This is a genomic window from Rhodococcus sp. MS16 (assembly GCF_013277795.1).
In the GTDB taxonomy this organism is placed as follows: domain Bacteria; phylum Actinomycetota; class Actinomycetes; order Mycobacteriales; family Mycobacteriaceae; genus Rhodococcus_F; species Rhodococcus_F globerula.
The window spans coordinates 79,498-91,914 of record NZ_VBTM01000004.1 but is presented as its reverse complement, the minus strand read 5'-3'; the positions used below and the strand labels follow the sequence as shown (position 1 = coordinate 91,914).

10 protein-coding genes are annotated in these 12,417 nt (G+C 62.2%); 8 read left to right on the top strand and 2 right to left on the bottom strand.

The window, feature by feature from the left end:
* Positions 1-72: 72 nt before the first annotated feature.
* From FEZ60_RS09900 to FEZ60_RS09890, 3 genes are read left to right on the top strand one after another with little or no spacing between them, the layout of a single operon-like run.
* The gene (locus FEZ60_RS09900; RefSeq protein WP_033231245.1) at positions 73-636 is read left to right on the top strand and encodes a cupin domain-containing protein; all 564 of its coding nucleotides are present in this window, start codon (positions 73-75) and stop codon (positions 634-636) included.
* 21 nt (positions 637-657) lie between these two features.
* Positions 658-1,659 (top strand): acyl-CoA dehydrogenase family protein, encoded by a 1,002-nt coding sequence (locus FEZ60_RS09895; protein ID WP_084703041.1) that lies wholly within the window; start codon positions 658-660, stop codon positions 1,657-1,659.
* A 38-nt stretch (positions 1,660-1,697) separates the two neighbouring features.
* On the top strand, positions 1,698-2,813 hold the full coding sequence (locus FEZ60_RS09890) for an N-formylglutamate amidohydrolase (RefSeq protein WP_239654806.1): 1,116 nt from the start codon (positions 1,698-1,700) through the stop codon (positions 2,811-2,813).
* Here FEZ60_RS09890 and FEZ60_RS09885 read toward each other — a convergent pair.
* Positions 2,810-4,141 carry an anaerobic C4-dicarboxylate transporter family protein gene (locus FEZ60_RS09885; protein WP_045071171.1) on the bottom strand — a complete coding sequence of 444 codons (1,332 nt, stop codon included), beginning with the start codon at positions 4,139-4,141 and terminating at the stop codon, positions 2,810-2,812. The genes FEZ60_RS09890 and FEZ60_RS09885 overlap by 4 nt on opposite strands.
* Before the next feature lie 117 nt (positions 4,142-4,258).
* Between FEZ60_RS09885 and FEZ60_RS09880 the strand changes: the two genes are divergently transcribed.
* Together FEZ60_RS09880 and FEZ60_RS09875 are read left to right on the top strand one after the other, a co-directional pair.
* Entirely contained in the window at positions 4,259-8,779 is a 4,521-nt protein-coding gene (locus tag FEZ60_RS09880; RefSeq protein ID WP_172936036.1) for an ATP-dependent helicase, read from the top strand.
* Between the two features lie 13 nt (positions 8,780-8,792).
* Entirely contained in the window at positions 8,793-9,584 is a 792-nt protein-coding gene (locus FEZ60_RS09875) for a DNA-formamidopyrimidine glycosylase family protein (protein WP_045070662.1), read from the top strand.
* Here the strand turns inward: FEZ60_RS09875 and FEZ60_RS09870 are convergent.
* On the bottom strand, positions 9,571-10,140 hold the full coding sequence (locus tag FEZ60_RS09870) for a TetR/AcrR family transcriptional regulator (RefSeq protein WP_033231249.1): 570 nt from the start codon (positions 10,138-10,140) through the stop codon (positions 9,571-9,573). The genes FEZ60_RS09875 and FEZ60_RS09870 overlap by 14 nt on opposite strands.
* A 52-nt stretch (positions 10,141-10,192) precedes the next feature.
* On the opposite strand from FEZ60_RS09870, the gene FEZ60_RS09865 reads away from it, so the two are divergent.
* The 3 genes from FEZ60_RS09865 to FEZ60_RS09855 all read left to right on the top strand — a co-directional run bounded on the left by FEZ60_RS09865 (position 10,193) and on the right by FEZ60_RS09855 (position 12,408).
* The gene (locus tag FEZ60_RS09865; protein ID WP_172936035.1) at positions 10,193-11,134 is read left to right on the top strand and encodes an oxygenase MpaB family protein; all 942 of its coding nucleotides are present in this window, start codon (positions 10,193-10,195) and stop codon (positions 11,132-11,134) included.
* A 17-nt stretch (positions 11,135-11,151) separates the two neighbouring features.
* Entirely contained in the window at positions 11,152-11,688 is a 537-nt protein-coding gene (locus FEZ60_RS09860; protein WP_033231251.1) for a hypothetical protein, read from the top strand.
* Positions 11,689-11,811: 123 nt separating this feature from the next.
* Positions 11,812-12,408 carry a serine/threonine protein kinase gene (locus FEZ60_RS09855; protein ID WP_202025917.1) on the top strand — a complete coding sequence of 199 codons (597 nt, stop codon included), beginning with the start codon at positions 11,812-11,814 and terminating at the stop codon, positions 12,406-12,408.
* The last annotated feature ends 9 nt before the right edge of the window (positions 12,409-12,417 follow it).

Below are 12,417 nucleotides of genomic sequence, written 5' to 3'. Positions count from 1 at the left end.
TCAATTTTGTTTCGCGCATGTAATGAAATTCTCCGCTCGGATGCGCCGCCTCCGCACTGCTATGTTCAGCACATGGACGACGACCAAGTGGCGATCGCAACGGCAATCGGTATCGCAGTGCGCCATGCGCGCAAGGAAGCCGGATTGACCATGCGTGAGGTTGCACTGAAATCCGGTCTCTCACAGCCGTTTCTGAGTCAGACCGAAAACGGTCGCGCAGTGCCGAGTGTGATGAATCTGCACAGACTCGCACAATCGCTTGGCACTACCGCTCATGCGCTACTCGCCCAAGGTGAGCGCACGCCGTCGAGTCTGGTGCGGGCGCACGAGGGCCGGAAGTTCGAACTCGCCCACGATTCCTCGATCCGGTTCTGTTCCACCGGGTCACACACCATGGAACCGAACGAAATCACGGCCGGGCCGCACAGCGAAGCCGGTGAACACACTGAACACGCCGGCGAGGAATTCATTCACGTTCTCGAGGGAACTGTCGATGTCGAAGTGGGCCTGGACGAACGGCATCGGCTGAATGTCGGGGACACATTGCTGTACGCGGCGACCATTCCCCACCGATGGTTCAACCGAACCGATCGAATTGCCCGGTTCCTGATCGTGAGTTCTCCCCCGTCCTTCTGACACACCGCATACCCTGAAGCGGTGACCATGTGGCCGGAACTTGCGCGCGAGATCGCCGATACCGTTCTGTTCCCCGTTGCCGACAGCGTTGACGCGGACGGTGAAATTCCGAGCAGTCATTTCGACGCCCTCGCCGCCGACGGGTTCTACGGCCTGGCCGCGCTCGGCGAGGAAGGACCTTCGGCGGCCGAACTTGTCGAGGTTGTCGAAACACTGTGCGGCGGGTGCCTCGCGACTGCATTCACCTGGATGCAGCATCACGGCGTCGTCGGCGCCTTGGCATCGACCACCAACACTGCACTGACTGAGCAGTACTGGGACGGCCTCGTCAGCGGAGAACTGCAGGGCGGTGTCGCCTACGCCGGCGCCATCCCGCGCCCTCCCCTGCTGTGGGCACGCCGGGTCGATCACGGATACGTCCTCGACGGGATAGCCCCCTTTGTCACCGGCTGGGGAATCGTCGACGTTCTTCTCGTGTCGGCGCGGGACGAATTCGACAATTCCATCGTCCACTCGGTGGTCAAGGCTACCGACGCTCCTGGCCTGTCCGTCGAGGAACTCCCCCTTATCGCTGCTCGCGGAAGCAACACCGTCCGAATAGCTTTCGACGGTTTTGCCATCCCCGACGCCCAGGTCACGGCAGTTGTCGACGATCAGCAATTCCAGAACACTCAACTGCCCGGCCTGTGGTTCAACGGAGCCATGGCGATGGGGGTCGCGCGGCGCGCAATGGCAGAGTTGGCGGATCTCGGAGTCGATACGGAACCGTTCCAAAGCCAAGCCGAACTGGTGCGTGAACAGCTCGACAGCGCTGTGGCGGGCAACGCCGACATGTCTGCCGCCCGCGCCGCGGCCTCCGAACTCGCAGTCCGGGTTGCGGCGGCTTTCGTCACGGCTACCGGCTCGCGCTCGCTGGTGGGCAGCAACACGGCCGAGCGTCTGATGCGTGAAGCCACGTTCACACTGGTAGCCGCCACCCGCCCTGGAATCAAGACTGCTCTGGTCGAGCGACTGCGCGATTAGCCGAGTGCACTCCGCTGCCCTGGATTACGCTCGGTGCCATGAACAGTGTCATGAACAGTGTCACGAACAACGGTGCACCTGTACTCATTCCGGCCGGAACCAGCTTCACTCCCGACGATCTGACGTTCTATGCCGATCGTGAATCACGCACACTCGACGACGCGATCGCGGGCGCCGATCTTCTTGTGAGCTGCCCTCATTCGGGTTCAGCCATCCCGGAAGAGCTTGCCGAGTTTCTGGCACCCGAGTTCACGAGGCGCCTACAGTTCGATTTCACCGACATGTCGACCAGCGCGATCGTGCGTCGGTGGGCCGAGATCGATCCGCGCATCGTGTACGTCGAAAATCCTCATCCGCGCATGATCCGCGATCCAAACCGCGCCAAGCCCGAAAACCTGGAAGCTTCACTGCGCGAAGCATTTGCACGTGTTCACCAGGCCGGGGCGGGCAACAAGGTGGACCTCACGGGCGTAGACGCCGTCCGCCCGGTCACGTTCTCCTTCTACCCGTTGCTGCTGGAACCAACCGACGACGCCGGGTGGAAGCGCCTGGCCGACACGTTCACCGAGACAGCAGATCGCGGACTCGGCGTGTACGAGCGCACGCGTGATTCTCTGGTCGAGAAAATGGTGGAGAAGAGTTTCGAGGTGCGGCGATCGTTCACGACACTCTCGTTCCACGACACGATGAACCACACGACGCGACGCGACGGTGCGGTCAATGTACTTCGCCCCGAGGAGGATCGGCTGCCTGACGTCGTGGCACTGTCCAATCGCGGTGATCACGACGGCAATCGACGTGGCGACAATCCCGTGACGATGGACCCCGAACTCATCCGAACTCTCGCGGCAGCACATCGCAAGGGATTTCAGGTCGACGATCCGGACGCTGTCGCCCTTAACCAGCCGTATCTCGGCAGCTTCGAAATCATCACAGCGGGTGCGCGATTCGCCGAGCAGTCAGCACGCGCGGATGCTGCCGGCATCACACTCAGCGCCGTGCAGGCGGAGTTCAAACGCGAGTTCCTTCTCGGCGATGCCCTCGCCGCGCACATCATGGAACCCGGCGTCGACTGGCCGAGCTCTGATCCGGAGCGGGTGGACCAGCTCGCCCGCGCGTGCAAGGCGAGCTGGGACCACTACCGAGACAGCTAGCCGAGCACCACTCCGAATATCGCGCCGGCGGTAATCGTGGTCACGGCCAGGATTATCGTCGGCAGGAAGAACGAGTGGTCCACGAGCTTGGTACCGAGCTTCGTGCTGCCGGAGAGGTCGAAGTTCGCGGCCGCGATCTGCGAACCGTTTGTCGGCAACAGGTAGATACCGGCAAACGCTCCGGCCCACATACCGGTCAGCAGTCCGGGGGCGATACCGGCCGCAAGCCCGATCGGCACGATGGTTCTGGTGGCGGTCGACTGGCTGGTGGTGAGCACACACACCAGGAAGACACCGAGCGCAAAGATCCACGGCGCGGCACTGACCAAGTCGCCGACGGTGCTGGTGATCAGCTCCAAGTGAGCGCTGATAAACGTATCGGTGAGCCACGCGAGACCGAACAGCGCAATCGCCGAGACCATACCGGCGCGGAACACCGTCGAGGTCGGAACGTCGGCCACATTGGGCTTGCACACGAGCAGGATGAGAGTGCCGACCAGGAACATCAGCATCTCGATGATCGGGGTCATTCCCAGCGGCGAGCCGTCGGCTGCCTCGGGTCGAATTCCCTTGAAGAGTCCGAAGATCACGATCGCCAGAACACCTGCGAGGAAGATCAGCGCTGCGTTGCGACCGGTCTTCGTCGAGACCAGTTCGGTGGTGGCCGCAGCGCCGGGGCCGGCTAGCTCTCCGGACTTCAGCTTTGCCTGTACGTCGGGATCGTCGGCCAGTTCCTTGCCGAGGCGATTCACAGCGAACGACGAGATGATGATGCCGATCACCGCTGCCGGGAAGGTGATCTTGATGATGTCGATGAGCTCGAAATCGTACGGCGACACATCGGTCAACGTCACCATCGCCGCCATGGCCGCCGATACCGGGCTACACGCCAGCGCAACACCGGTCGAGACGACGGACAGCGACAGCGGCCGTGACGGACGCACCCCGTTCTTGTACGACACGTCGTAAATCACGGGCAGCAGCGGATACAGAATGTTGGACGTTCCGGCGCCGACCGAGAAGAGGAACGACACCAACGGCGCAATCAACGTGATCTGTTTGGGCCTGGATTCGATCAGTTTTGCCGCGATGGTGACCATCCAGTCGATGCCACCAGCTGCCTGCATCATCGACGACGCAAGCACGACGGACAGCACGATCAGGAGGGCATCGACCGGCGGCGCTCCTACGTCCTCGCCGAACACGAACACAAGGACGGCGACGCCGGCACCGCCCCACAGACCGAGTGCAACACCACTCGATCGAGTGCCCATGACGATTGCCCCGAGCACCACTACGAGCTCGAGAGCAATAATTACAGCTTCCATCTGGCACTCGCCTTCTCGAAAAACAGCCAAACCGTCCTGATTAGAGAAAAATATAATGCCGCCGACGTCTTCAGCAGGTTTGAACACGCTGTCGGTGGGCAGGTGCACTATGGATACGTGACCGACGTCCTCGAAAAGTTCTCGCCCGCGACACGAGAATGGTTCGACGGTGCCTTCAGCGCCCCAACACCGGCTCAACTCGGCGCGTGGGAATCCATAGCAAGCGGCGCGCACACCCTCGTCGTTGCGCCTACCGGTTCCGGCAAGACGCTGTCCGCTTTTCTGTGGGCACTCGATCAGTTGGCTTCGCGGGACGAGAGTCACCGCACCACCAAGGTCCTGTACATCTCACCGCTCAAGGCACTCGGCGTGGATGTCGAACGCAACCTCCGCGCTCCGCTTGTCGGCATCACTCAAACCGCCAAACGCCTCGGTCTCACTCCGCCCGAGATCACGGTCGGCGTCCGCTCCGGTGACACCTCCCCCGCCGATCGACGCTCGTTGATCAAAAGGCCGCCGGACATCCTGATCACTACCCCGGAATCGCTGTTCCTGATGCTCACCTCCGCCGCCCGCGAGACGTTGGCCGGGGTCGACACCGTCATCGTCGACGAGGTCCACGCCGTGGCCGGGACCAAACGCGGCTCGCATCTCGCACTCTCGCTGGAGCGTCTCGACGCACTTCTCGAGTCGCCCGCGCAGCGCATCGGTTTGTCCGCTACCGTCCGCCCCCACGAAGAAGTCGGGCGGTTCCTTTCCGGGTCCGCGCCCATCAGGATCGTCGCGCCGCCGGCCGCCAAGACCTTCGACCTCACCGTCCGCGTTCCCGTGGAGGACATGACCGAATTGGGCATCGCAACACCGGCAGACGGATCAGAATCTCCGACGCCCCAAGCGGGCTCCATCTGGCCGCACGTCGAAGAGCAGATAGTCGATCTTGTTCTCGAACACCGCTCATCCATAGTGTTCGCGAATTCCAGGCGTCTCGCCGAGCGTTTGACGGCTCGGCTCAACGAAATCCACGCCGAACGCACCGGTGTTGTGGTCGAAAAAATGCCGAAGCCGCCGTCACAAATCGGCACACCCACCGAAGTCAATTTCGGTGCCGAACCACTGCTCGCGCGCGCCCACCACGGCTCGGTCAGCAAGGATCAACGCGCCATCATCGAAGACGATCTGAAAGCCGGGCGACTGCGGTGCGTCGTCGCAACAAGCAGCCTCGAACTCGGAATCGACATGGGCGCAGTTGATCTGGTTATCCAAGTCGAGGCGCCGCCATCGGTTGCGAGCGGACTCCAACGCGTCGGCCGGGCCGGACACCAGGTCGGCGAAATCTCCCGAGGCGTGGTGTTTCCGAAACATCGAACCGATCTCATTCACTGCGCCGTCACCGTCGAGCGCATGGTCGAAGGCAAGATCGAAGCGATGGCCGTTCCTGCCAATCCGCTCGACATTCTGGCCCAGCAGACGGTGGCCGCGACGGCACTCGAGCCGATCGACGTCGACGACTGGTTCGACACTGTCCGCCGAAGTGGTTCGTTTGCAACACTTCCCCGCTCCGCGTACGAGTCCACCCTCGATCTGCTGGCAGGTCGGTACCCCTCGGACGAGTTTGCCGAACTGCGTCCACGCCTGGTGTGGGATCGCGAGGCCAACACACTCACCGGACGCCCGGGGGCTCAGCGTCTGGCTGTCACTTCGGGCGGCGCAATCCCCGACCGCGGCCTTTTCACTGTCTACATGGTCGGCGAAAAAGCCTCCCGAGTCGGCGAACTCGACGAGGAAATGGTCTACGAATCCCGAGTCGGCGACGTGTTCGCCCTGGGCGCGACCAGCTGGCGGATCGAGGAAATCACGTTCGACCGGGTTCTGGTCAGCCCCGCCTACGGACAACCGGGGCGCCTCCCGTTCTGGCACGGCGACGGTCTTGGGCGCCCAGCGGAACTCGGCCAGGCTCTCGGTCAGTTCGTCCGTGAAACAGCGCTCGGCAACGAGGCCGACGTGATCGAGCGCTGCCGCATCGGCGGCCTGGACCACAACGCCACCACCAACCTGATCCAGCTGGTGGGCGAGCAGAAAAACGCGACCGGGCAGGTACCGTCGGATCGAACGTTGGTGGTCGAACGCTTCCGCGACGAACTCGGCGATTGGCGTCTGGTCCTGCACTCCCCGTACGGCCAGCGAGTGCACGCTCCGTGGGCACTTGCCATCGGCGCCCGGCTGCAGGAACGGTACGGCGTGGATTCCAGCCCCACTGCCTCCGACGACGGCATTATCATCCGTCTACCTGATACCGAGAACGATCCACCCGGCGCCGAACTCTTTGCGTTCGACGTCGAGGACATCGAAGATCTGGTCACCCAGGAGGTTGGCGGGTCTGCACTGTTTGCCTCACGGTTTCGTGAATGTGCCGCTCGCGCACTGCTTCTTCCCCGCCGAAATCCCGGCAAGCGTGCGCCGCTGTGGCAGCAGCGTCAACGCAGCGCCCAGCTCCTGGACGTGGCACGCAAGTTTCCCACGTTCCCCATCCTGCTCGAGACCGTGCGCGAATGTCTCCAGGACGTCTACGACCTGCCGGCGCTCATGGAATTACTCGGCAAGATCGCCAAACGCCAGATCCGCATCGTTGATGTCGAGACGGCATCACCATCCCCGTTTGCCAGTGCGCTGCTGTTCAGCTACGTCGGCGCCTTCATGTACGAGGGTGACAGCCCGCTCGCCGAAAGACGCGCGGCTGCACTGTCTCTCGACTCCACACTGCTCGCCGAACTGTTGGGCCGCGTCGAATTGCGGGAACTGCTCGACGGCGGTGTCATCGAGCAAGCCGAGCGCGAGCTGCAACGACTGGTGCCGGAGCGCAAGGCAAAAGACCTCGAGGGTGTTGCTGATCTGCTGCGCATGCTCGGTCCACTCACGACGGCGGAGGTGAACGCGCGTTCCCTCGAAGATCCGCGATCGTGGCTCGACACCCTGGTGACGGACAAACGCGCCCTACATGTTTCGTTTGCCGGGCAACAATGGTGGACGGCAATCGAAGACTCCGCCCGCTTGCGCGACGGCCTCGGCGTACCCCTACCCATCGGCGTGCCCGCCGCATTCATCGAACCGGTGGATCAGCCGCTCGAGGACTTGTTGAGCCGCTATGCGCGCACGCACGGACCTTTCACGCTCGCCGACGCGGCCGCCAGATTCGGCATCGGCATTTCAGTGGCTCGCGATGTTCTCGGCCGTCTTGCCTTGGAGAAGCGGGTACTCGAGGGTGAATTCCGCCCCGGATCGGCCGGCAGCGAATGGTGCGACGCCGAGGTTCTCCGGCGATTGCGTCGACGCTCACTCGCTGCTGCCCGGGCGGATGTGGAACCCGTCAGCACCGCCACTCTGGGCCGCTTCCTCCCCAGCTGGCAGCATGTCGGCGGCACTCTCCGCGGTATCGACGGCGTTGCCGCCGTCGTCGATCAGCTTGCCGGAGTTCCCATTCCGGCGTCGGCGCTCGAATCGCTGATCCTGCCGAGTCGAATCCCTGACTATTCACCTGCCATGCTCGACGAACTGACTTCGACCGGCGAAGTCCTGTGGTCGGGGTCCGGAGCCATCTCAGCCAAGGACGGTTGGGTTGTCCTGCACCCGGCGGACCTTGCCCCGGCGACTCTCAATCCACCTGCTGACACCGATGTCTCGGACTTGCAGCAGCAAGCCCTCGACGTCCTGACCGCTGGTGGCGCCTACTTCTTCCGTCAATTGGCCGAAGCACTCGACAATCCGGAAGACGGCGCGCTCACGACCGCACTGTGGGAATTGGTGTGGCTCGGACACATCGGCAATGACACCCTTGCTCCACTTCGTGCTCTGCTATCCGACACCACTCGAACCACAACCAGCCACCGCGCTCCGAGGCGTGTTCCGCGGGCCCGTCCGTATCGCGGAATGATGCGTCCGGCGGTGCCCGCGCGCACCGGACCGGCCACCGCCGCCGGACGCTGGTTTCTGCTACCGGCTGCCGAACCCGATCCAACGGTGCGGGCACACGCGACTGCGGACCTCCTGCTCGAACGCTACGGAGTTGTCACCCGAGGCAGCGTGGTGAGCGAGAACGTCCCCGGCGGATTTGCGTTGATCTACAAGGTGCTCAGTACTTTCGAGGACAACGGCCGGGCAAGACGCGGATACTTCGTCGATACGTTGGGCGGCGCGCAGTTCTCCACGCCTGCGGTCGTGGATCGTCTGCGTACGTTCGGGGAATCCATCGAGGGTCGCCATACCCCTTCTGCCACCGTCACTCTTGCTGCGTGCGACCCCGCCAATCCGTATGGAGCGGCGCTCCCATGGCCGGCATCGAACGCCGAAGAATCACCCGGACACCGACCCGGGCGGAAGGCCGGCGCGCTGGTCGTTCTCGTCGAGGGAGAACTGGTGCTCTATGTCGAACGTGGTGGTCGAACCATCCTGACGTTCACCGACGACCCCGGCGTACTCCGAACGGCAGCAACGTCTCTGGCCCAGATAGTGAAGAACCGATCAGTCGAGAAGATCGTCGTCGAGAAGGTGAACGGCGAAACCATCCACGGCAACAACTTTGCGCCGGTCTTGGTCGAAGCCGGTTTTGCCGCCACCCCACGCGGCTTCAGGCTGAGATCGTGAAGGGTGCTCACTGATGCCCGAAGGCGATACCGTCTGGCGGACGGCCAATGCACTTCGCACGGCACTGAACGGCAAGGTACTCACCACGTGCGACGTGCGTGTCCCGCGATATGCCACCGTCAATCTGACCGGCACACGAGTCGACTCCGTAGTCAGCCGAGGAAAGCACCTGTTGATCCGAGTCGGCGACGCCTCCGTCCACACCCACCTGAAGATGGAAGGCGCGTGGCAGATCTACGCACCAGGTGAGCGGTGGCATCGCCCCGCCCATCAGGCGCGCATTATCCTGGCGACCGAAGATGCTGTTGCCGTGGGGTTTTCGCTCGGCATCACCGAAATCCTCGATCGCAACCAGGAAGACTCCGTCGTTGGCCATCTTGGGCCGGATCTCCTCGGCCCGGATTGGGACAGTGCTGTTGCGGAGGAAAATCTGCGCGGCGCGGGCTCCGAACCGATCGGCGTTGCGCTCCTCGATCAACGGGTCATGGCTGGACTCGGCAATGTGTATCGCAATGAAATCTGTTTTCTCCGTGGGCTTCATCCACGCACACCGACAGACCGGGTTCCGGATCTCGCGGCCGTAGTCGATCTGTCGCACCGCATTGTCGGTGCCAACAAATCACGTCACGTTCGGGTGACCACCGGCGATACTCGTCCCGGGAGGCAGACGTGGGTGTACGGCCGCCGCGGAAAGCCATGTCGGCGTTGCGGAACGCGAATCCGCGAGGAACTGCTCGGACCCGACCAGCTCACCGAACGACAGATATTCTTCTGCCCTTCCTGCCAACCGCTTACGCGCGATTAGCTTTTGTCAACAAACGGACGCAGTGCGCGACAAAGCGATCGCGGCTTACGTCGATTGTGCCGTCGAGGTATCCGATGAACAGGGTGAACAGTGCACCCACCAATCCCACCGCGGTCAGCTGCTTCTCCACCGGATCAGTGATTTCGGAGAGCTGTGCATAGACGAGGTCCACAAAAGCCGGCATCGATTCGATTCCGCGGCCTCCGAGCACCGGTTCGGAGAGCGGAGCGATCAACAGCACTCTACCCATCGCGGGATCGTCGACCATCAACTTCACGAACGTGTCAACCGCTGCGGTGGCAATCGCTTCGGATCCGGACTCTGTAGCTACTGCTGCCGCGAGTGCGGTTTGGGCGCGCTCCGAAACATATGAGTGGACCGACACCACGTACTGATCGCGATCGGTGAAGCTCTCGTAGAAGTACCGTTCCGTCAGTCCCGCAGCCTTACATACTGCCCGGACATTGACGGCAGGACCGTCCACTGCGCCCAGTAGTGTCACGCCGACATCGAACAGCGCTGCCTTCCGTGCTGCACGCCGTTCCTCGATACCCACTACCCTGCTCCGATTCCTTGACTACTGATGTTGTCGATCCTAATCTGACAACATGCGTAGTCAAAGTGATGACGTACCCACACCAACACCGCTTGGGCCCGATTCCTTGACCTGGAAGTATTTCGGCGATTGGCGAGGCATGCTTCAGGGCGTGTGGGCAGGTTCTATGCAGAACATGCATCCAGGACTCGGGGCCGGCGTCGAGGAGCATTCGCAGTTCTTCGACGAGCGCTGGGAACGCCTCTACCGATCGCTCTACCCCATCGCCGGAGTTGTCTTCGACGGCGACAGAGCCCAGGAAACCGCTGAACAGGTACGCGGCTACCACACCACGATCAAGGGCGTCGACAAGCTGGGTCGGCGCTACCACGCCCTCGACCCGGACACCTTCTACTGGGCACACGCGACCTTCTTCATGGGCACAATCGTGACGGCAGAGAACTTTTCCGGCGGCCTGACCGAAGCACAGAAACGGCAACTCTTCACCGAGCACATCCAGTGGTATCGCCTCTACGGCATGAGCATGCGGCCCGTCCCCGAAACGTGGGAGGCATTCCAAGAGTATTGGGATCACATGTGCCGCAGCATTCTCGAGGACAACAAGGCCACGCGTGATGTGCTCGACCTCTCCGGCCTGGGCAAGCCGCCATTCATGACGTGGCTACCCGAGCCGATCTGGAGGCTCGCACGCATTCCCGTCGCACGAGGCTTTGTGTGGCTGACCGTCGGTATGTACGACCAGCCGGTTCGCGATCTTCTCGGATACTCGTGGAGCGCGCGCGAGACGAGGATTCACACAGCTGTCGGCAAGACCGTCAACGCGGTCTTCCACCTTGTCCCGTGGCGCTACCGTTATCAACCGCGCGCCCGCGCGGGCTGGGACCGAGCCACGGGCAGGACGGCGCCCGATGCGCCACTCGTTCACACACCGGCCCGCAACCTGCCTCCCGCAACGCGCCGTGACAGTCCGATGCACTACAGCCCAAATGCCTGATCTGCCATAATCAAGCGATGCCGCGGAGCCTACGTACCCTGCTCAATCGCCCGATTACCGCCCGCGGTCGCCACCTCGGGCAGGAGCGCATTGCCGCCCGGACCACCGCCTACGTGTACGGCAATATCTTGGCTCTGGCCGCTCTGATTCCGGTCACCCAATCTCAGGAATCGCTCGGCGTCGCCATCGTCATCGGCACGGCCCTGTCGACGTATATCGCGCATACTTTCGCCGAGGGCGTCGGCGAGAGTATTCGCAATGATCGAGAACTCACGACTGCGGAGAGAATCGAAGCTCTTCGTGATTCCGTGCCCATCCTGACCTCGGCCGTGGTTCCGATCGTCATTCTGGCAACCGCCTGGTTCAACCTTCTCGAGCCGCGGACTGCGCAATTGATTGCGGAATTTGTGTTGGTGCTCCGTATCGGTTCCACGAGTTACGTCATCAGCTATCTCCGCGGCGAAAAAGTCGGCACAGCAACTCATGTCGCGGCGTTCGGTCTCGCTGCGGTAGCGACGTTGATCGTCGCCATCAAAATCGTGCTGACTCACTGACTTCGCGCGTGCTTTATGAGAACGTCATCGCACCCATCCGACAATAGCTACTGCGCCCCCGCGATCCGATATACATAACGCAGACAATTCACTCTTCATGACGGATCCGGAGAACCTGCCGATATGAACGCCCCACAACCGCCAGATCCGTGGGATTCTCAACCACAGTGGGACTCCCAATCACAGCGGGATTCACAGCCACCGAAAGATCCACCGCCACCACAAACACCGGCGTGGGTGTGGGTTCTTCTCGGTGCCGGGGTAGCTGCGATCGTTGTGGTTGTTGGGCTTGTCTGGGTGCGGCCGATGCTCTTCGACGCAGAGACGAATCAATCCGCACGATCTTCGACTCAGCTCAACACAACGGCATCTACAACAACTACACCCACCACAGAATCTTCTCCCACCACAACGTCGGCAGCTGCTCGAACCACTACCTCCGCGCCGTCGTCCGGCACAGCTGTCCCAGCAAACGCAACGCGCTGCGGACCCGTGTTTTCCAACAACGAATTGCCGAACTCCGCGACCGGCAGCAAAGCCACGTCATGCGAGTTCGCCGAAGAAGTTCGGTATCAGTACGTCAGTCAAGGCAAACGAAATGCGACAGTGTCGATCAACGCTGTCAGCCCCGTCACCAATACTCGCTATTCGATGAGTTGCACCGGAAAGAAAGTTGTCACCTGCACTGGCGGTAACAACGCAATCGTCTACCTCTTTTAGTAGATGAGG